18 protein-coding genes are annotated in these 19,865 nt (G+C 61.3%); 10 read left to right on the top strand and 8 right to left on the bottom strand.

Going from position 1 to position 19,865, the window contains the following annotated elements; all coding sequences use genetic code 11:
- Positions 1-874: 874 nt before the first annotated feature.
- From X566_RS17680 to X566_RS17725, 10 genes are all read left to right on the top strand, one after another.
- Complete coding sequence (locus tag X566_RS17680; protein WP_244434866.1) at positions 875-2,785, top strand: ABC transporter ATP-binding protein/permease; 1,911 nt, start codon at positions 875-877, stop codon at positions 2,783-2,785.
- 40 nt (positions 2,786-2,825) lie between these two features.
- Positions 2,826-3,524, top strand: a complete 699-nt coding sequence (locus X566_RS17685; protein WP_034470019.1) for a phosphatidylserine decarboxylase — start codon at positions 2,826-2,828, stop codon at positions 3,522-3,524.
- A gap of 66 nt (positions 3,525-3,590) precedes the next feature.
- Positions 3,591-4,475, top strand: coding sequence for a phosphatidylcholine/phosphatidylserine synthase (locus X566_RS17690; RefSeq protein ID WP_034472271.1), 885 nt, complete (start codon positions 3,591-3,593; stop codon positions 4,473-4,475).
- 171 nt (positions 4,476-4,646) lie between these two features.
- Positions 4,647-5,420, top strand: a complete 774-nt coding sequence (locus X566_RS17695) for a motility protein A (RefSeq protein ID WP_034470020.1) — start codon at positions 4,647-4,649, stop codon at positions 5,418-5,420.
- Positions 5,421-5,451: 31 nt separating this feature from the next.
- A complete protein-coding gene (locus tag X566_RS17700; protein ID WP_034470022.1) occupies positions 5,452-6,276 on the top strand; it encodes a flagellar motor protein MotB in 825 nt (274 codons plus the stop codon).
- A 161-nt stretch (positions 6,277-6,437) separates the two neighbouring features.
- Positions 6,438-8,339, top strand: a complete 1,902-nt coding sequence (locus tag X566_RS17705; protein ID WP_034470024.1) for a potassium transporter Kup — start codon at positions 6,438-6,440, stop codon at positions 8,337-8,339.
- Between the two features lie 143 nt (positions 8,340-8,482).
- Entirely contained in the window at positions 8,483-10,405 is a 1,923-nt protein-coding gene (locus X566_RS17710; RefSeq protein WP_034470026.1) for a potassium transporter Kup, read from the top strand.
- Positions 10,406-10,483: 78 nt separating this feature from the next.
- On the top strand, positions 10,484-10,816 hold the full coding sequence (locus X566_RS17715; protein ID WP_034470028.1) for a rhodanese-like domain-containing protein: 333 nt from the start codon (positions 10,484-10,486) through the stop codon (positions 10,814-10,816).
- A gap of 8 nt (positions 10,817-10,824) precedes the next feature.
- On the top strand, positions 10,825-11,982 hold the full coding sequence (locus X566_RS17720; RefSeq protein ID WP_034470030.1) for an aminotransferase: 1,158 nt from the start codon (positions 10,825-10,827) through the stop codon (positions 11,980-11,982).
- 65 nt (positions 11,983-12,047) lie between these two features.
- Complete coding sequence (locus X566_RS17725; RefSeq protein ID WP_034470032.1) at positions 12,048-13,151, top strand: polyamine ABC transporter substrate-binding protein; 1,104 nt, start codon at positions 12,048-12,050, stop codon at positions 13,149-13,151.
- Here X566_RS17725 and X566_RS17730 read toward each other — a convergent pair whose 3' ends face one another.
- The 8 genes from X566_RS17730 to X566_RS17765 all read right to left on the bottom strand — a co-directional run bounded on the left by X566_RS17730 (position 13,152) and on the right by X566_RS17765 (position 19,825).
- A complete protein-coding gene (locus X566_RS17730) occupies positions 13,152-14,084 on the bottom strand; it encodes a lipid A biosynthesis lauroyl acyltransferase (RefSeq protein WP_034470034.1) in 933 nt (310 codons plus the stop codon).
- Entirely contained in the window at positions 14,084-15,106 is a 1,023-nt protein-coding gene (locus X566_RS17735) for a zinc-binding dehydrogenase (RefSeq protein ID WP_034470035.1), read from the bottom strand. The genes X566_RS17730 and X566_RS17735 overlap by 1 nt, the downstream gene beginning before the upstream one ends.
- Positions 15,107-15,190: 84 nt before the next feature.
- Positions 15,191-16,471, bottom strand: coding sequence for a beta-ketoacyl-ACP synthase (locus X566_RS17740; RefSeq protein WP_034470036.1), 1,281 nt, complete (start codon positions 16,469-16,471; stop codon positions 15,191-15,193).
- Positions 16,472-16,482: 11 nt separating this feature from the next.
- Complete coding sequence (locus X566_RS17745; RefSeq protein WP_034470038.1) at positions 16,483-17,667, bottom strand: beta-ketoacyl-ACP synthase; 1,185 nt, start codon at positions 17,665-17,667, stop codon at positions 16,483-16,485.
- Positions 17,668-17,677: 10 nt separating this feature from the next.
- Positions 17,678-18,151 carry a 3-hydroxyacyl-ACP dehydratase FabZ family protein gene (locus X566_RS17750; RefSeq protein WP_034470040.1) on the bottom strand — a complete coding sequence of 158 codons (474 nt, stop codon included), beginning with the start codon at positions 18,149-18,151 and terminating at the stop codon, positions 17,678-17,680.
- A 15-nt stretch (positions 18,152-18,166) separates the two neighbouring features.
- Positions 18,167-18,445 (bottom strand): acyl carrier protein, encoded by a 279-nt coding sequence (locus tag X566_RS17755; RefSeq protein WP_034470043.1) that lies wholly within the window; start codon positions 18,443-18,445, stop codon positions 18,167-18,169.
- Positions 18,446-18,690: 245 nt separating this feature from the next.
- A complete protein-coding gene (locus tag X566_RS17760; protein ID WP_034470046.1) occupies positions 18,691-19,023 on the bottom strand; it encodes a hypothetical protein in 333 nt (110 codons plus the stop codon).
- 220 nt (positions 19,024-19,243) lie between these two features.
- Entirely contained in the window at positions 19,244-19,825 is a 582-nt protein-coding gene (locus X566_RS17765; RefSeq protein WP_034470049.1) for a peroxidase-related enzyme, read from the bottom strand.
- Positions 19,826-19,865: the final 40 nt, after the last annotated feature.

Genomic DNA, 19,865 nt, shown 5'->3' on the forward strand with positions numbered 1-19,865 from the left:
TCCCGGCTTGTATTCGCCGGACATTTTTCTTCGGCAATCGTGCAATGCGATTGCTCTTTCGCGCCTTGGCCAATGTAGGCGCAATTGCCGTTGCCCTTGTAAGCCGAAAATATTGTTCCAGCCGACAAGCGTTCACGCGTCCATCAGCACCAGAACAGCCCGACGGCGACTGCGATTATCAAAGACATTCTGTACATCGAAACCTCGCGATGCAGACTGGCGAAAGTGGAAGCGTTTAGACGTTCGGTCTGACGATGACGCGCGTCATTTCAGTTTCAGGGAGCCATTCAACTTCAGGGAGCCATTCAACGCGCCTGCGCTTGTCCGGCATTCGTCGGTATCGGGGGAGGCGACGATAGGCATCGTCAGACAGGCATCCTTACGTCAGTTGGCCGGCGGCAATGCTGTCATCTCCCCGCCGGCCATGTTCCGAGTCCCGTGTACCCGGCCCGCCGCTGGCAGCCGTCGCGAGAGGCAACAAGACGCCCAAGAAGCCACAAAAATGAAGGGCTTAAGTCGCGCGCCTCAACTTTCGCAGCTCAAAGACGTTTGCAAGCTACCATGTGTTCCGCGGCCGACATTCACCGAAAGGTGGAGATCGAGGTTCTCATAGGATGGCCGTCCAGTCTTGGGCACGCAGACGTTATTTCTCCATTCTATTCGCACTTGCGAAATTGTCCTCCGGGCCGGTGCGCTGGCTTTAGAAACGCTCTATATGAGGGGCGACCTCGAACGAACGAGAAAGAGTCGCGGGTCGGACGGCATGGCCGCCTGACGCCAGACACGACGAATGACCAAGCCCAGTTCCGCGCCCGATCAGAAGCACATTCAGGCCGCTTCCAGCCGTTTCAACGAGATTTCCGATCGCGGGTCGATGGTGCAGTCGCTAATGCATCTTTGGCCCTATATCTGGCCGAGCGACCGGCGCGATCTGAAGTTGCGCGTGCTGGCGGCCATGGTGGTGCTGCTGATCGCGAAGGTCGCAACGCTCGCCGTGCCCTTCACCTACAAGTGGGCGGTCGATGGTCTGACCGGCCAGAATACGGCGCCGGTCGAAGCGGACTGGTGGGTCTGGCTGATCGCATCACCGCTGCTGATGACCATCAGCTATGGCGTCATTCGCATCGTCATGGCGGTGCTGACCCAGTTGCGCGACGGCATCTTCGCGAAGGTGGCGATGCATGCCGTGCGGAAGCTGGCCTATCTCACCTTCGTTCATATGCACGAGCTGTCCTTGCGCTTTCATCTCGAGCGCAAGACCGGCGGGCTGACCCGCGTTCTCGAGCGGGGCCGCACCGGCATCGAAGTCATGGTGCGGATGGTGATCCTGCAACTGGTGCCGACATTGGTCGAGGTCGGGCTGGTTGCGGCCGTATTGTTCTATCAATTCGACTGGCGATACGTGATCGCGATCGTGATCACCGTTGCGGCCTATATGTACTTCACCTACATCGCGACCGAATGGCGGATCGAAATCCGTCGCCGCATGAACGAGTCGGATACCGAGGCTAACACCAAGGCCATAGACTCGCTCTTGAACTACGAGACCGTGAAGTACTTCGGCGCCGAGGCGCGTGAGGCCGCACGCTACGACCGCTCGATGGAGCGCTACGAACGCGCCAGTGTCCGGACATACACCTCGCTTGCGATGCTGAATGCGGGGCAGGCGGTGATATTCACCGTCGGTCTTGCCGTGGTGATGGTGATGTGCGCGATCGGCGTGCGCAACGGTACGCACACGGTCGGTGATTTCGTCATGATCAATGCGATGATGATCCAGCTCTACCAGCCGCTGAACTTCATGGGCATGGTCTATCGCGAGATCAAGCAGGCGATCATCGATATCGAGAAGATGTTCGGCATTCTCGCGCGGGAGCCGGAGGTCAAGGATCACCCTGGAGCAAAGCCGCTGCAGGTGACCAGCGGCGCGATACGGTTCGAGGACGTGAAATTCTCCTACGACCCGGATCGTCCGATCCTGCAAGGAGTGAGCTTCGAGGTCCCCGCAGGGCACACGGTTGCGGTGGTCGGCCCATCGGGCGCGGGCAAATCGACGTTGTCCCGGCTGCTCTACCGGCTCTACGACATTGGCGGGGGGCGGATCACGATCGATGACCAGGACATCGGCGATGTCACGCAGCGCTCGTTGCGGGCGGCCATCGGTATGGTGCCGCAGGATACTGTGCTGTTCAACGACACCATCCGCTACAACATCCGCTATGGCCGCTGGGACGCGGCCGATGCCGAGGTCGAGGAGGCGGCGCGGTTGGCGCAGATCGATCATTTCATTCGCCTGGCGCCGAAGGGGTATGAGACCGAGGTGGGCGAGCGCGGGCTGAAATTATCCGGTGGCGAGAAGCAGCGGGTGGCGATTGCGCGAACCATCCTGAAGGGGCCGCCGATCCTGCTGCTGGATGAGGCCACGTCCGCCCTGGACAGCCATACCGAGCGAGAAATCCAGGATGCGCTCGAACGGGTCTCCAAGGGGCGGACTACTTTGGTCATTGCCCACAGGTTGTCGACCATCATCAACGCCGACGAAATCATCGTGCTAAGCCAGGGGCGGATTGTCGAGCGCGGCAAACATGCCGAACTCCTTGCCATCGACGGACTGTACGCCAGCATGTGGAATCGGCAGCGGGAAGCGGACGCCGCCCGGGAGAAGCTCGCGATGGTTGGCGACAGTACGGCCTCGCCAGCGCCGCAATCGTCGGGCGAAGACGAGCCGAAGGACAACATGCCGCACGAGCGCGTTCCGCTGGTCACGCCCAACGCGGCAGAGTAGGGTCCGGCTCAATTCGCTTCCGTTTTCAACCTGGTGACAGATGTCGATTGCAAATTCCATCCGCGGGCAGATTCCGCCGATTCATCCGGAAGGGTATCCTTTCATTGGCGGGTTTGCCCTGGCGAGCCTGATCCTGTTTCTGATCTGGACGCCACTTGGCTGGATCGGTACAGGCCTGACGGTCTGGTGCGTGCTGTTCTTCCGCGATCCCAAGCGGGTGACGCCGCTGCGGGAGGGAGTCGTCGTTTCGCCGGCCGACGGTCGGGTGTCGATGGTGGTGCAGGCAGTCCCGCCTGCTGAATTGGGGCTCGGCGACAAGCCGCTGCCGCGGGTTTCGATCTTCATGAGCGTTTTCAATTGCCATGTAAATCGCAGCCCGGTGACGGGGCGGGTGGAGCGAATCGCCTATCGCCCCGGCAAGTTCATCAATGCCGAGCTCGACAAGGCCAGCGAGGACAACGAGCGCAATGCGCTGGTGATCTCCACTCCCGACGGGCAGATCGGCGTGATCCAGATCGCGGGCCTGGTGGCGCGCCGGATCGTCTGCTTCGTCCGCGAGGGGCAATCGATGACCGCCGGCGAGCGATTCGGATTGATCCGGTTTGGCTCACGGCTGGACGTGTTCCTGCCCGAGGGCAGCAAGGCGCTTGTCGCGGAAGGCCAGACGGCAGTTGCCGGAGAGACCGTTCTCGCTGACTTCCGCATCGGCGATGGCGGCCGGACCTACCGGGCCGACTAGTTCGGGTAACGCGCGGGTGCGGAACCGGCCATGGCGCCGCCGCCTGCGGGACGCTATATCTGTCTGATGACCACGCTTCCGAACCCCAGAGTGCCTGACGTGCCGCGCCGCCGCTTCCGGCCGATTCCGCTGCGGATGCTGGTGCCTAATATTATTACGCTCCTGGCGCTCTGCGCGGGACTGACCGCGATCCGGTTGACCATCGACGGGCGGGTCGAGCTTGCCCTCGGCGCCATCGTTTTCGCGGCCGTGCTTGATGGCATCGATGGGCGTATCGCCCGGATGATCAAGGGGCAGTCGAAGTTTGGGGCCGAGCTCGACAGCCTCGCCGATTTCGTCAACTTTGGCGTGACGCCGGCGCTGATGCTTTATTTCTGGAAGCTGCATGAGCTGAACAATGTCGGCTGGATCGCGGTCATGGTGTTTGCGATCAGCATGGGATTGCGTCTTGCGCGCTTTAACGCGACGCTGGACGATCCGAACAAGCCGGCATTTGCGGAAAACTTCTTCACCGGCGTACCGGCCCCGGCTGGGGCGCTGTGCGCACTTCTGCCGATCTATCTCTCGCTGCTCGGAGCCCCAGACATTCCGGCGCTGGTGATCGCGGTCTACGTGCTCGTGATTGCGTTTCTGATGGTGTCGCGCATCCCGGTGTTTTCCGGCAAGAAGGTCGGCGCGCGCGTGCCGCGGGAGATGGTGCTGCCGGTCATCGTTTTCGTCATCCTGATGATCGCGCTGCTGATCGGCTATCCGTGGCATGTGCTCAGCATTGGTACGCTGCTGTTCCTGTGCAGCCTGCCGATCGGCTGGCTGTCCTACCGCGCACAGGCGCGTCGGGCTGCAGAGGAGATGACGGCTGCCGCGAGCACCGTTGCCGGAGAGGTCCACGACCCGTTTTCGGGGCGCCCCTCCGGGGAGAAGCACGAAGACCGGCCGCCGCGCCTGAACTGAGCCTTTCCGACAGTTACCGAATGGTTGATGCGTCGGCGGCCTGGCCCGGACCGCAAGGCTTTACGCTGTTTTAATGGCGCGCGGGATAGGGTCCGATCAGCGTCGGCCAGAAGGGTCAGCGTCGCCGAATCCAGTACGGACGGCACCTAAGCGTATGCGTTGGAGCCATCCATGGATATCGCCACAGGCCTTGGGCTGCTTGCGGGCCTCATCGTCGTCTCGACCTTGATCCTGATGGGCGGCGATTTCCGGATGTTCTACGACATCCATGCCGTCATCATCATTTTCGGCGGCTCGTTCGCAGCGACGCTGATCCGTTTTCCGTTGTCCGCCATTTTCCACGGCGTCCCGCTCGGAGCGAAGTTCGCTTTCACGCTGCGCCGAACGACTGCGCGCGATCTGGTGGATGAGTTGGCTTCCATTGCCGAGATCGCCCGCAAGCAAGGTCCGGTCGGACTCGAGAAGGTCGAAACCGACGATCCGTTTCTCGCCAAGGGCATCCGTTATGTCGCGGACGGTTATGACGCGAACTTCATCCGCGACAACCTCGAGCGAGACCGCGATAACTTTCTCATGCATCTCGACGAGGGGTCGAAGATCTATCGGGCGGTGGGAGACTGCGCCCCGGCCTTCGGCATGATCGGAACGCTGATCGGCATGGTACAGATGTTCTCCAACATGTCGGACCCGTCGAAGCTTGGGCCGTTCATGGCGATCGCTCTGCTGGCGACGCTCTACGGCGCGACCGTTGCAAACCTCATTTGCTTGCCGATTGCCGACAAACTGCATGTTAAGCTGCTCGACGAAGAGACCAATCGCACGCTGATCATCGATGGCATTCTCATGATCCGCGATTCCAAGAGCCCGGCGCTCGTGCGGGAAATGCTGCTGGCCTATTTGCCGGAGAAGCATCGCGATCCCGAAGGCGAGCCAGTCCCCGCTTAGTCCAGCTTGTGTTGCGTGGGGTTGATGAAGCATGGCGAAGAAGGCGCGCGGCGGGCATCAAGGAGGACACGGCTGGTTCGTCACCTTTGCCGATCTGATGGCATTGTTGATGGCGTTCTTCGTGATGCTGGTGGCGTTCTCGACCCAGGATCAGCAGAAGCTCAAGATTGTTGCCGGATCGATGCGGGAGGCTTTCGGCGTCCAGACCGAGTCGCGTTTTTCGGGCATCGTCGAGGCCGATGGTTTGCCGATGCGGAGCCGCCTGAAGCATGTCCAGCACACGCCCGACGATGCGGACAACCCGGCTCTTCCCGAGCAGGTCGAACGCGGCAAGCTGACCGGCGCCCGGCTGAAAATCGATCGCGAGTTTGCGCTGGCATCCGCTTCGCTGCGTCAGGCTTTGCAGGACATGCCCGAGCTGACCGAGCTTTCGAAACACATCATGTTCGAGGAGACCCGCGAGGGGCTCAATCTGGAAATCGTCGATCAGGACGGCCGTTCGATGTTTCCCGACGGCTCCAAGGAGCCTTATGAACGAACGCGGCTGTTGATCCAGAAGCTCGCCGTGCCGCTCCGCAATACGCCGCTCCGCGTCGCAGTCGTCGGCCATACGGCCGCGACGCTTACCCCGCGCGGGGCAGAGCAAAACGCCTTCGAACTTTCGTCCGATCGGGCAAATGCCGTTCGCCAGATCCTCCAGAAGGAGGGGCTGCCAGCCTCGCATTTTTATATGGTCGCCGGAAAGGCCGATACCCAGCCGCTCTTTCCTGATGATCCGACCCTTGCTGCTAACCGGCGCGTAACCATCACGCTCATGCGCGAGGAACCGCCATTGCCTCCCAATCTCCGACCATAGCTGCCTCGGAAAGGCGGGTGGGGTATCTTGATACCCTCATCCTCGCAATTCTTCGGAGTCCATTCAGAGCAGACGATGCTATAAGCCGCGCCGGAATCCGCCGTGCGAGGGAACGAACTGCATTTTGCGGCTTGTAGGAGAGGCGGAGTAATTTTCGGATCATGGCTGTTAGTGAGACCACTGCCGACCTTTCGGCTGACACGCGAACGCGTACCAGTTTTGCTGCATTGGCCTTCGGCAGCGTGGGAGTGGTTTACGGCGATATCGGCACTTCGCCGCTTTATGCATTCCGCGAAGCCGTGCATGCGGCAGCCCACGGTGGTCCTGTCACCCGCGACATCGTTCTCGGTGTGTTGTCGCTGATCGTTTGGTCATTGCTGTCGGTCGTGACCGCGAAATACGTGCTGCTGCTGTTGCGCGCTGACAACAACGGGGAGGGCGGCTCGCTTTCGTTGATGGCTCTGGGCCATCGTGCGCTTGGGCGCCGCAATGTACTCCTGCTTGGGCTGGGCATCATCGGGGCAGCGATGTTCATTGGCGATTCGATGATCACGCCGGCCATCTCTGTGCTTTCCGCCGTCGAGGGATTGAAGATCGCCGCACCGGCGCTGACGGATTACGTCGTCCCGCTGACGATCGTCATTCTCGTTGCGCTGTTTTCGGTGCAAAGCCGCGGCACCGCGATGGTCGCCGCCGCTTTCGCACCTGTGATGATTGTTTGGTTTCTGACGCTCGCCGTTCTCGGGCTTTCGCACATCAGCGACGATCCTGGTGTGCTGGCTGCGATCAACCCATGGTACGCTCTGCAGTTTCTCGGCTCGCATGGTGTGATCGGGCTGGTGACGGCCGGCGCGGTGTTTCTGGTTGTGACTGGCGGCGAGGCGCTCTACGCCGATCTCGGTCATTTCGGCCGGAAGCCGATCCAGACGGCGTGGCTCTCCTTCGTGCTGCCCGCGCTGCTGTTGAACTATTTTGGCCAGGGCGCGCTGGTGCTCGCGCATCCGGAGGCGATTGAAAACCCCTTCTACCGGCTGGTTCCGGATGTCCTGTTGCTTCCCTTGATCGGCCTCGCGACAGCGGCGACGGTGATCGCCAGCCAGGCGGTGATCACCGGCGCCTTCTCGTTGGTCAGGCAGGCCATCCAGCTCGGGCTATTGCCGCGGTTCGAGGTGCGGTTCACGTCGGAAACTCATGCAGGCCAAATCTACCTTCCGCGCGTCAACATGATGCTGCTGGTCGGCGTTCTTCTGCTGGTCGGCCTGTTCCGGACATCGAGTGCCCTGGCGGGAGCCTATGGTATTGCCGTTTCGACGACGATGGTTGCTGACGCGATCATGGCCTTCATCGTCGTTTGGAAGCTTTGGAACTGGCGTGTTGCCGCGGCTGCCGCGCTGATCGCACCGTTCGTGGTCATCGACCTGACTTTCTTCGCTGCCAACTTCCTTAAATTGTTTGAAGGCGCCTGGGTGCCGCTGCTGTTTGGTTCTGCGATGGCGGTGGTCGTCTGGACTTGGATGCGCGGAACATCGATCCTGATCAAGAAGACGCGCAAGATCGAAGTGCCGATGCACGATCTGATCCGCAGCCTTGAGAAGCGGCCGCCGCATATCGTGCCGGGAACCGCCGTCTTCCTGACCAGCGATCCGGAGTTCGTGCCGACATCGCTGATGCATAACCTCAAACACAACAAGGTGCTGCACCAGAACAACGTGATTTTGACGGTCGAGACCGATAACCTTCCACGCGTCGATCTGTCGAACCGCGTTGGTCTCGAGCAGGTCAGCGAACGGTTTACCCGCGTGACTCTGCGCTTTGGCTATATGGAGACGCCGAACGTGCCGCTGGCGCTTGCGCATGCGCGCCGGCTCGGCTGGGACTTCGATATGATGTCGACATCGTTCTTCGTCTCACGCCGCTCGCTCAAACCAGCGCCGCATTCGTTCATGCCGCGCTGGCAGGACCGATTGTTCATTGCGTTGAGCCAGTCGGCCAATGACGCGACCGACTATTTCCACATCCCGACCGGACGCGTGGTGGAAGTCGGCACGCAAGTAACGATTTGACGACCGGCGCCGCCGACCACCTAGATGATGTCCGTTCCCGCGATCAGCGACAACCGAACAGACCCATGCGCCTGTCCGCTGTTGACGGATGGCCGGATGTTATAGCTATGCTGCCTTAACCGTCGAGCGCGAGGGTTTGCTTTATGACAGCCGAGACGTCGCCGTCCCTTGGCCAGCCCTCGGCCGCTGATGGCTATACTTCTGGATCGGGCGCTAGCCTTGCCGGTCTCGCGCTCGGCAGCATTGGGGTGGTCTACGGTGATATCGGCACAAGCCCGCTCTATGCATTCCGCGAGGCGGCAACAGCAGCCGCGGGGCAGGGCGGAATAGTTACACCCGTCGCGGTTATTGGCGTTCTCTCGCTGATCCTCTGGGCGCTGATCGTCATCGTAACCCTCAAATATGTCGTCATTCTGCTGCGTGCCGATAACAACGGAGAGGGTGGTACGCTCGCATTGATGGCGCTGGCTCAGCGGGCCTTGGGCCGCAGCCATGTGGTGATCTCGTTGCTGGGGGTGATCGGTGCGGCCTTGTTTTACGGCGACGCGATTTTGACACCGGCGTTGTCGGTTCTCTCGGCGGTGGAAGGCCTGAAGATCGTTACGATGGCGTTCGACCCCTACGTTGTGCCGCTGACTGTCGTCATCCTTGTAGCGCTGTTTGCCGTGCAATCGCGCGGCACAGCCAAAGTCGCAACCTTCTTCGGGCCGATTACGCTCGTGTGGTTCGCCGCCATTGCGATCGCGGCCGTCCCGCAGATCATCCGCACGCCTGAGGTATTGTTTGCCTTCAATCCGTTGCACGCGGTTGGGTTCGTCGCCAGCCATGGTATGATCGGGTTGGTGACGCTCGGCGCAGTGTTTCTCGCAGTCACCGGCGCGGAAGCGCTCTATGCCGATCTCGGTCATTTCGGCAGGAGGCCGATCCGTCTGGCGTGGCTGACGGTGGTGCTGCCGGCGCTGGCGGTCAATTATCTAGGGCAGGGAGCCCTGGTTATCGCCGACCCGAAGGCGATTGAGAATCCGTTCTTTCTGCTGTATCCGAACTGGGCGCTGCTGCCGATGGTGTTGCTTGCCACGGTCGCGACCGTGATCGCCAGCCAAGCCGTGATCACCGGAGCCTATTCATTGACGCAGCAGGCGATTCAACTCGGTCTCTTGCCGCGGTTTGAAATCCGCCACACCTCCGAGTCCCATATGGGGCAGATCTTCATTCCGCGCATCAATATACTTTTGCTGGTCGGCGTGTTGATGCTGGTTCTCATGTTCAAGTCGTCGAGTGCGCTGGCTTCGGCCTATGGGATCGCCGTGACAGGGACGATGGTCGTCACCGCGATGATGGCGTTCATCGTCATCTGGAAGGTGTGGCGCTGGCCGCCTCTGCTCGCTGCCGCGCTGATCACTCCATTTCTGCTGATCGACCTGACGTTTCTCACCGCCAACCTGCTCAAGCTGTTTGAGGGCGGCTGGGTGCCGTTGTCGCTCGGCGGCCTGATCATGCTGGTGATGTACACTTGGCGGCGCGGCAGCCGCCTGTTGTTCGAGAAGACGCGCAAGCTGGAGACGCCGCTCCTCGGCTTGGTCGAATCCTTGGAGAAGCGGCCGCCGCAGCGCGTCAAAGGGACGGCGGTCTTCTTGACGAGCGACCCTCAAAGCGCACCGACAGCGCTGCTGCACAGCCTTAAGCACTACAAAGTGCTGCATGAGAAGAACGTCGTTCTGACGATCGAGAACGTGAACGCGCCTCGGGTTCATCCAGACGAGCGGGTCAAGATGCGCGAAATCAGCCCGACTTTCTCGCTGGTGACGCTGCGCTTCGGCTTCATGGAATCGCCAAACGTGCCACGGGCGCTTGTCATTGCGCGTAAGCTCGGCTGGCAGTTCGACATCATGTCGACCTCCTTTTTCGTATCCAGGCGGCTGCTGAAAACGGCGGCGAACTCCGTCATGCCGCAGTGGCAGACGAGGCTCTTTATCCTTTTGAGCCGCTCCGCCAACGACGCTACCGAATATTTCGCGATCCCGACCGAGCGTGTTGTCGAGGTTGGGACGCAAGTGTCGATCTAGCGGCGACGAGACGCTTGATTTTCCCCACGCAAGGAGCGACCTTGGCCCGCAGAAAAGGTATTAGCACGGAGGTTTCTGGTGTCGGATCAAGGTCATAGCGTTGAAGATTTGACGCCGGAGGAGGTCGCGAAAGGGGTCGCGGAAGGTCGTTATCTGCTGGTGGACGTCCGCGAACCGAATGAAGTTTCTGCGGAGTCCTATCCGGATGCTGCTGTCGTTCCCCTGTCCACCTTCAACGTAGACGATATTCCTGATCCGCAAGGAAAGCAGGTGGTGTTCGCCTGTCGGTCCGGCAAGCGGTCCGTGACGGCGTCGCTCGCGGCACAGACTGCCGGCAAGCCCTACGACAAGCACCTCGCCGGCGGCATCATCGGTTGGAAGGCCGCCGGTCTACCGACGAAGGCCGGCTAATTGCGGCGATGAATCCGATCTTCGCGAACCTGCCGGTCACTGTCTTTGAGGTCATGTCGCAGCTCGCGCGCGACCACAATGCGATTAACCTCGGGCAGGGATTTCCTGACGATCCGGGTCCGGAGGATGTACGGCGGAAAGCGGCCGAAGCCTCCATTGATGGCTACAACCAGTATCCGTCGATGATGGGGCTGCCCGAGCTGCGAGAGGCGATCGCCGCCCATTATGAGCATTGGCACAAGCTTTCGCTCGATCCGCTAACCGAAGTGATGGTGACCTCGGGTGCGACCGAGGCGATCGCGGGGGCCTTGTTCGGCTTGATCGAGCCGGGCGACGAGGTGGTGGTGTTCGCACCGGCCTACGATGCCTATCTGCCGCTGATTCGCCGGGCCGGCGGTATTCCGAGGCTGGTCCGGCTGCAGCCGCCGGGCTGGCGGCTGACGGAAGAGGCCTTAAGGGGGGTCTTCAACGCCAAGACCAAGCTCGTCATCTTCAACAATCCGCTGAACCCGGCCGCGATCGTCTATCCGCGTGAGGATCTCGCGCTGCTTGCGCGGTTCTGCCAGGAGTTCGATGTCATCGCGGTGTGCGATGAAGTCTGGGAACATGTCGTCTTCGACGGCCGCGAGCATATTCCGTTGATCGCGATGCCGGGCATGCGCGACCGGACGGTGAAGATCGGTTCGGCAGGCAAGATCTTCTCGCTCACCGGCTGGAAGGTCGGCTTCGTCTGTGCCGCGCCGCCGATCCTGCGGGTGCTGGCGAAGTCGCATCAGTTCCTCACCTTCACGACGCCACCGAACCTGCAGTCCGCCGTCGCCTATGGACTTGCTAAGAGCGACGATTACTTCCTTGGCATGCGGACGGAGCTTGCCCGCAGCCGCGATCGTCTGACCAAGGGGCTGGCGGAGATCGGCTTTCCGGTGTTGCCGTCGCAGGGGACGTATTTTCTGAACGTCGACCTGAAGCCGCTCGGTCTGAACGAAACTGACGAGGCTTTTTGCAAACGGCTCGTGGCGGAATACAAGGTCGCGGGAATTCCGGTGTCCGCGTTTTATGAGGAGGAGCCTGTGACCTCCGTCGTCCGTTTTTGCTTCGCCAAGAAGGACGACACGATCGACCGCGCTTTGGAGCGGCTGTCGCGCGCCGTTCGTGGTGCGCGCTGATACGCGCATTGGCGTCCCGGCCCGGAGGGGCATATCTTCCCTGTGTCACGTTCGAACGAGGAGAAATGATGCGATCGTTGTTTGCCGGTTTGCTGGTGATGTCGTTTGCGGTCTCCGGTGCGCAAGCACAGGAACGCAAGGTCCATTTCTACAACTGGTCGAACTACATGGCGCCCGGTGTCCTGGAGGATTTCACCAAGGAAACTGGGATCAAGGTCATCTACGATACATTCGATGCCAACGAGACGCTGGAGACGCGGCTGCTTGCAGGGCAGTCGGGTTACGACCTGGTGGTGCCGGGGGCCTATTTTCTCGAACGCCAGATCAAGGCCAATGTGTTTCGCAAGCTCGACAAGGCGAAGCTGCCGAATCTATCGAACGCGTGGCCAGAGGTGACGCTGAAGCTTGCCACCTACGATCCGGGAAACGAGTACGGTGCCAACTATATGTGGGGTACGACCGGAATTGGTTACAACGTCAAGAAAGCACGCGAGGTGCTGGGGGCTGACGTCCAACTCGACGAGGCGATGAGCACGCTCGACATGGTGTTCAAGCCGGAGAACCTGTCAAAGTTCAAAGATTGCGGCGTGCATATGCTGGACTCCGCTGATGATATTCTTCCGGCGGCGTTGACCTACTTGAAGCTCGATCCGAATTCTTCCAAGCAAGCCGATCTCGACAAAGCTGCCGAACTGATCGCCAAGATCCGCCCCTTTGTTCGTAAATTCCACTCGTCTGAATACCTGAGTGCGCTGGCGGGTGGCGAGATCTGTTTTGTTTTCGGCTGGTCCGGCGACATCAAGCAGGCGCAGAGCCGTGCGGAGGAGGCCAAGAACGGCGTGGAGATCGCTTATGCCATTCCGCGGGAGGGCGCGCAGATGTTCTTCGACAATCTGGCGATTCCCGCCGATGCGAAGAACGTCAACGAGGCGCACGAGCTGATCAATTTCCTGTACCGTCCTGAGGTCGCTGCCAGGAATTCCGATTTCCTGTCCTACGCCAACGGCAACTTGGCCAGCCAGAAGCTGATCAGCGCCAAGATCATCAGCGACAAGACCATCTATCCGGACGAAGCCACCATGAAGCGGTTCTATGTGATCGTCGCCCGCGATCAGGCGGCTCAGCGTGTGATCAACCGGGTCTGGACCAAGGTCAAGACGGGCCGCTGATCACCGCCAGCGGCGGTGGAGCCATAGCCATTGCGAGGGATGCTCGCGGATCCATCCTTCGATGACGGTGTTGATCTTCTGTGTGGTCCCCTGGATATCGATCGCGCCGCTTGAATCCCGAACCGGTTCGATCTCCTCCGTCAACTCGGCATAGAAACGCTGGTTCGGAAGACGGACGATACGAACGCCATGGATGGGGCAGTCGATCTGCCGCGCCAAGCGCGCAAGCAGGGGGTTGGCCTTGGCAGGTCGGCCGAAGAAGGTGATATCGACGCCCTTGGAATAGTGCTGGTCCACCAGCATGCCGACATGGGCGCCGTTTTGCAGCGCGTCGGCGAGCCGCACGGGAGCATCGAGGGCGGTCGGGATCGTCTCGCCCATGTTGAGCGAGCGGATATCCTGCACGGCGCGATCAACGGCAGCGATGTTGGGGCGGCGAAACAGCACGGCGGAGTCGAGGCCATAAGCCGGTGCGGCAAGCGCAGGCAGCTCCCAGTTTCCGAGATGGGCTGCAAACACCAGTGCACCCTTGCCGTCGTTCATGAGCTTCTCGAACAGTGGCTGGGCATTCGGTGCGATCTCGATGCGGCCAGTGCCTGGTCGGTTCGGGTCGAAATCCCAGATGCGATCGAGGTGCGCGAACTCCGCGGCGAAGCGGCCGAGATTTTCCCAGACGGCAAGCAGGATGCTCTCGATCTCTTCCGGTGATTTGTCGGGAAAGGCCGCGCGCAGATTGGCACGGCCGACCTTGTGTTCGGGCAAATAGGGGCCAATGACGCGCGCGCAGCGAGCCAGGAGATGAGCGGTCTTGTCGGGATCGAACCAGCGCAGCGCGCGCAGCGCCAATACCGCTGCTGTGCCGAGCACCGCATCGGTGACGGGCTTCAGCGTTCTTTCCAGGCGGGAGCCTGCTCGGCGCAACGGACGAGGCATCAGAAGCTGACGATGATCTTGCCGAAGATCTGCCGGCTTTCCATACGCGCGAGTGCGGCCGCCACGTTGGAGATCGGGGTTTCGGTGTCGATGATCGGCTTCATGCCGGCTGCCATTTTGTCCAGGCTTTCGGCAATGTTCCTGATGCTGGCGCCGAACGAACCGAATATCCGATACTGCTGCTGGAACAACTGCATCAGGTTGATCGTCGTCGTCGGGCCAGAGGTGGAGCCGCAGGTAACCAGCCGGCCGCCACGCTTCAGCACGAGCAGAGAGCCGTTGAACGTGTCCGCGCCAACATGTTCGAAAACGACATCGACGCCCTTCTTCTTGGTCAGCTTGCGGACTTCGCCTTCGAAACGGTCCTTGCGGTAGTTGATTGCATGATCCGCGCCCAGCGCCTTCACGCGCTCGATCTTGGAATCATCGCCGACCGTGGTGATCACGGTGCAGCCGATCGCCTTCGCCATCATGATCGCGACGGTGCCGATACCCGAACCGCCCGCATGCACGAGAATGCTCTCGCCGGGCTGAAGCTTGGCGTTGTCGAACAGCATGTGCTGGACGGTCGAGAACGCGATCGGCGCACAGGCGGCGTCGCGGGCGCTGACCCCTTCGGGCACCGGGATCACCAGCCGCTCGGACATGTTGAGAAGTTCGCGGGCGAAGCCGTCAATGTGGAAGCCCATGATCCCGCCGACGTTTTCGCAGAGATTGTCGCGGCCTTCACGACACGCGGGGCAGGTGCCGCAGGTCAGCGCGCCATACATCACGACCGGCTGACCGACCTTGAAACGGGTCACGCCTGGTCCGACGCTGGCGATCTCACCGGAAGCCTCTGCGCCGACCACGAGCGGCAGCTTGCGCTTGGCGAAAGCCATGCCGCGATAGCCCCAGACGTCGATGTGGTTGAGCGCTACGGCACGGACGCGGATTTGGACCTCTCCTGCCTGCGGGGCGGGAGGCGGCGGGACTTCCAGCACTTCGAGCTGGCGTTCCTTGACAAGGGTGAGGGCGCGCATCGGCTCGCATCTACGTTGAGGGGACGGGTGGTGCTATCGCCGGTTCGGGCGAGGGTCAACCTGGAGGCACCCGCAAACCGGCAATCAGACCGGTTCGCGGGTCATGATCATCGAGGCATTCTGACCACCGAAGCCGAACGAATTCGACATGGCGGCGGTCACACGCGCATCGCGGGCCTTGTTCGGAACGACGTCGAACGGAATTGCAGGGTCCGGGACATCGTAATTGATGGTTGGCGGAATCCGCTGATGCTCAAGCGTTAGCAGCGAGAAGATGGCTTCCACAGCGCCGGCGGCGGACAGCGTGTGGCCGATCATCGACTTGTTCGACGACACTGGAATCTGCCTTGCGCGCTCTCCGAACACGGTGGAGATTCCGAGATACTCCATCTTGTCGTTCTCCGGCGTCGATGTGCCGTGCGCGTTGATGTAGTCGATTTGCTCCGGCGTCATGCCGGCGTCGCTCAGCGCGTTGCGTACGCAGCCGATGATCGGCTTGCCGTCCGGGCTCGAACGCGTGCGATGGAAGGAATCCGCAAGCTCGCCGCAGCCGGCGATCACGCCGAGAATCTTCGCGCCGCGCGCGACCGCGGCTTCCAGGCTCTCCAGCACCAATGCGCCGGCACCCTCGGCGAGCACAAACCCGTCGCGATTCTTCGAGAACGGCTTCGAGGCCTGATGCGGGGTTTCGTTCTGTGTGGACAGCGCCGACAGCAGCGAGAAGCGGATCAAGGCTTCGGCGTTCACGGAGGAGTCAGTCGCAACACACAGTGCGGCATCGGTCTCGCCGCGACGGATCGCTTCCACGCCGAGCTGGATGGCACTGACGCCGGATGCGCAGGCTGTCGAGATCGAGATCGGCGAACCCTTGGTGCCGTATTTGTCAGCAAGCCGGTCGGCGGCCGTTCCGAACAGGAAACGCCGATGCGCGTCGCGGTATTTGCCGCCGCCGGAAAGCCGCAGCATCGCGTCGTAATCGATCGCAGTCTTGGGACCGAGCGCCGAGGCGATCTCGTCGCGCATCTGCCAGTCCATCTCGACCGGTGCGACCGCCAGAAACAAGGGGCCGGGGAAATTTCCCTTCGTCCCGATCCCAGCCTCTGCGACCGCTTCTTCCGTAGCGAGATCGGCAAACAGATCCGAAAGATCGGTCGCTGTGTTCCGTTCGGTGGTGAGGAAATCGATGGCGCCAGCCATCGTTGTCTTCAGCCCGTCGGTTGGAAAGCGGGTGATGGTCCGGATGCCGGATTCCCCTGCGGTCAGTTTGGACCAGTTGTCAGCTTTGCCGGCGCCAAGGGAGGTCACGATGCCCATCCCTGTGACAACAACGACTGGCCGGCCCGCGTGATCTCGTACGTTCGCCATCTGCCTCCCCGTTATTTAACGGCTTCGACCAGCGCCATGCCTTCGCCGCGCCAGTGACCGGTTCCGACCACCACAATTTGGGTTGGAGAGGAGGGGTGCGCAATCTCCGTCCCGGACGGATCGCTTGGCGGAAACAGTGCGCCTCGGGACAGCGATAGCGCCGCCAGCGCGACCCCGAGCGGGAACTGCGCCTCCATCGTGTGGCCGAAGCGGGTTGCCGTGGCGCGGACCGCAGTGCCCGCGTGGTTTGCAAGAAAAGTGCGCTCTTCACCGGTGGCGGGTTCAGCGCCGGTTGCGCCGGTGATAATCGCGCTGCGGGACGGATCGGCCCCAACCTGCGTCCACAGCGTCTCCAGCGTCTCGCGAATGTTGCCGCTTGTGCCGCGGCGGGCTCGATCGGCAACGACCTTGGCCAGTTTGGCATAGGGTTTGGCGCCGCGCGCCTCAGCGTGGCGGCGCGATTCGATCACCAGGAATGCGCCGCCGGAACCCAGCGCGAAGCCGCCATTCGGACCGCGCGACCACACCGGCGCGAACTGGTCCTTCAGGTTGAAGTCGCCGAACTCATAGAGCATCAGCAAATCTTTGCGTTCGCCGTTGTGTGCGGCGCCGACAAGGGCGATGTCGCTTTGTCCCGAGGCGATCCGTGCGAGCGCGATGCGGATCGCGTCGATACCTGCGGCTTCTTCCCCCATGAAGGTGCGGGATGAACCGGTGACGCCGTGGACGATCGAGATGTTGCCCGCGAGCAGGTTGGATAGCTGGGCAAGGAAGAGCGTCGGACGCAGATCGCCCATCAACCGCTCGTTGAGGAAACCTGGTGCTGCGTTGCCCTGGACCTTTGCGGTCAGGATCGCACTATCGACGGCGAGATCGCGCTCACCGCCGCCGGCCGCGACGATCATATCGGTGCGGCCGAGGATGTCAGCGTTGCCCTTGATGCCTGCGGAATCGAGGGCGAGACCGGCGGCATAGGTTCCGATCCGCTGCCAGGCTTCCATCTGGCGCTGGTCGCCCTTCTTCGGAATCTGCTGATCGAAGTTCAGTGAGGCGAGGGGATGGACGACGTACGGCGCGAATGTCTTATCGTCCGCGCGGATCGTGCCGTTCTGCAGTGCATCCCAGTGGCTATCGAGCCCTTCGCCGAGCGAAGAGACGAGACCGATGCCGGTGATCCAGGCTTCGACGTCGGACACGGTTTACCCCTCAATCGTGTGCGGTGGACAGGTGCGGCAGACCTACGCGCTTTGCCACCACAATCATGTGCTGGCGGAATTCCTCATTGGGAAACGGAACGTGGCTGAAGGTCAGCGTGGCGTTGCAGGTCTTCTTGCCGCCAATCGAGATCTCCGCGCTGGTCATCGCAAAGCCGGAGCCTTCGTGGACCAGCCGTGCGGTGATGGCGAGCTTCTCGCCGGGCGGCACGAAGCTGCGCATCTTGGCTTCTTTCACGGCCGCCAGGAATGGCATCCGCTGGATGTTCATCATTGCGATCAGCAGCCAACCCGACGTTTGGGCCATGGCTTCGATCAGCAGCACGCCCGGCATCAGCGGACGTCCCGGAAAGTGGCCCTCGAAGATCGTTCCGGTCTGAGGGACGTCGGCTTCGACCGCAATCGTCCGTTGGGCGAGATCGATCGCCGTGATCCGGTCGATGAGCTGAAAATATTCGAGATTCATGATGCGGGCGCGGGTTTACGCGCCCTTGGCTGCGACCAGCTCGTCGATCCGCGCGCTGAGATTGCTGAGAACGAAATACTGTTCCGTCGTGGCCTTGCCGTCGTTGACCTCCTGCGTCCACTTTTCCAGCGGCAGCTTGATGCCGAAAGCCTTGTCGATGGCGAAGGCGATATCCAGGAAGTCGAGGCTGTCGATGCCGAGATCATCGATGGCGTGGCTTTCCGGCTTGATGGTATCGCGCGGAATATCGCAGGTCTCGGCGATAATGTTGGCAACTTGATCGAAGGTCGACATCGTAAGCCTTTGATTTATTTCAATAGTTCCGCGATTTGGGTCGCGAAGGTGCTAAGGGGTCGAGCCCGGGTCGGCGCCTTTGCCCTGCATGGGAGTCGTCTGCCCGTATATCGGAGCGACGCATCGAGTTCAATGGTCGCAGGGCTCCATTAGACCGGCCTACTGTCTTCTCCCGCAAGGGTTATTGTCGCTCCTTGGGGAGGCGTCGTGAGGAGGGCAATCTGACGAGAGGCTGGGCGTCTGGCCTATTTGCCGGTGGGCTGGGGAATCACCGCGCAATCGCGCCGTCCGTAGAGAATGCAGTCCTGGGTCCGTCGCAGGTCGGCGATACTCATGGCGAGCCAGACACCGAAGCCGATCAGCGCGACGGTGAAGAGACCCGCGGCAATGTTCATGCGCATGCGGTGGCGGTAATCGTCTGGCTCGCTGGCCCGCTTATAGCGGGAAAGGTCCGAGGGCTGGGTTTGAGGCGGAGCAGCCGTGGGCTCTGCGCGGTGCTTCGCGGTCTCGGCGGCCGTTCGCGGGCGGAACTTGATGACGACATGATCGTCGTCGGCGATCTTCGATTCCTTGGTCATCGACGCTGTCCCGGCAGGGCCCAACAGCCAAACCTATCTCGACTTAGAAGCGCTCCGCTAGAACAGAACGCATTGCAACAATGACGAGAACCTTCGAGGGAATACACTACCACGCTGTCGTTATCCGGCACAGGTGGCGCAAGCATGGCTCGATTGCGCCGGAACGTGGCCTTGGCAGCCGCGCCGGCAGCCCTTCTGCTGCCGGCATGGGGCGCTCCGTTCATGCTTCTTTTGACAGGCGCCCCATCATGTAGAACTCATCGTTCGGCCGCATGTTGGTGATGTTCGCCATCCGGTTCGACAGACCAAAGAACGCGGTAATCGCCGTGATGTCCCAGATGTCGTCGTCAGTGAAGCCGTGCTTTCTAGCCTCTTCCAGATCGTCGTCGGTCACCGTCTGCGCCGAACTGCTGATCTTCAACGCGAGATCGAGCATCGCCTTCTGCCGCGGGGTAATATCCGCCTTGCGGTAATTGATCGCGATCTGGTCAGCGATCAGGGGGTTCTTCGCCCGGATTCGGAGGATGGCACCATGGGCGACCACGCAATAGTGACATTGATTGGCGGCGCTGGTGGCGACGACGATCATCTCGCGTTCGGCCTTGGTCAACCCGCTGTCCTTCTCCATTAGCGCGTCATGGTAGGCGAAGAACGCGCGGAATTCGTCCGGCCGCTGCGCGAGCACAAGAAAAACGTTAGGAACAAAACCGGACTTTTCCTGAACCGCGACAATGCGTTCGCGGATGTCGCTCGGCAACGACGTGAGGGAGGGAACAGGAAATCGACTGATGGGAGCGGTCATTGCGATCCTCGTTGCAGATGGTGCACTAACCTATTGGATC

Origin of the sequence: Afipia sp. P52-10 (assembly GCF_000516555.1) — a bacterium.
Taxonomy (GTDB): Bacteria; Pseudomonadota; Alphaproteobacteria; order Rhizobiales; family Xanthobacteraceae; genus P52-10.

What these genes read in the sequence shown, in the direction of transcription:
- X566_RS17695 (WP_034470020.1), top strand. Translation starts at nt 4,647, where the DNA reads ATGGATATCGCCACAGGCCTTGGGCTGCTTGCGGGCCTCATCGTCGTC.
- X566_RS17685 (WP_034470019.1), top strand. Translation starts at nt 2,826, where the DNA reads ATGTCGATTGCAAATTCCATCCGCGGGCAGATTCCGCCGATTCATCCG.
- X566_RS17755 (WP_034470043.1), bottom strand. Translation starts at nt 18,445, where the DNA reads ATGTCGACCTTCGATCAAGTTGCCAACATTATCGCCGAGACCTGCGAT.
- X566_RS17690 (WP_034472271.1), top strand. Translation starts at nt 3,591, where the DNA reads ATGACCACGCTTCCGAACCCCAGAGTGCCTGACGTGCCGCGCCGCCGC.
- X566_RS17730 (WP_034470034.1), bottom strand. Translation starts at nt 14,084, where the DNA reads ATGCCTCGTCCGTTGCGCCGAGCAGGCTCCCGCCTGGAAAGAACGCTG.
- X566_RS17735 (WP_034470035.1), bottom strand. Translation starts at nt 15,106, where the DNA reads ATGCGCGCCCTCACCCTTGTCAAGGAACGCCAGCTCGAAGTGCTGGAA.
- X566_RS17725 (WP_034470032.1), top strand. Translation starts at nt 12,048, where the DNA reads ATGATGCGATCGTTGTTTGCCGGTTTGCTGGTGATGTCGTTTGCGGTC.
- X566_RS17740 (WP_034470036.1), bottom strand. Translation starts at nt 16,471, where the DNA reads ATGGCGAACGTACGAGATCACGCGGGCCGGCCAGTCGTTGTTGTCACA.
- X566_RS17700 (WP_034470022.1), top strand. Translation starts at nt 5,452, where the DNA reads ATGGCGAAGAAGGCGCGCGGCGGGCATCAAGGAGGACACGGCTGGTTC.
- X566_RS17705 (WP_034470024.1), top strand. Translation starts at nt 6,438, where the DNA reads ATGGCTGTTAGTGAGACCACTGCCGACCTTTCGGCTGACACGCGAACG.
- X566_RS17765 (WP_034470049.1), bottom strand. Translation starts at nt 19,825, where the DNA reads ATGACCGCTCCCATCAGTCGATTTCCTGTTCCCTCCCTCACGTCGTTG.
- X566_RS17750 (WP_034470040.1), bottom strand. Translation starts at nt 18,151, where the DNA reads ATGAATCTCGAATATTTTCAGCTCATCGACCGGATCACGGCGATCGAT.
- X566_RS17710 (WP_034470026.1), top strand. Translation starts at nt 8,483, where the DNA reads ATGACAGCCGAGACGTCGCCGTCCCTTGGCCAGCCCTCGGCCGCTGAT.
- X566_RS17760 (WP_034470046.1), bottom strand. Translation starts at nt 19,023, where the DNA reads ATGACCAAGGAATCGAAGATCGCCGACGACGATCATGTCGTCATCAAG.
- X566_RS17720 (WP_034470030.1), top strand. Translation starts at nt 10,825, where the DNA reads ATGAATCCGATCTTCGCGAACCTGCCGGTCACTGTCTTTGAGGTCATG.
- X566_RS17680 (WP_244434866.1), top strand. Translation starts at nt 875, where the DNA reads ATGGTGCAGTCGCTAATGCATCTTTGGCCCTATATCTGGCCGAGCGAC.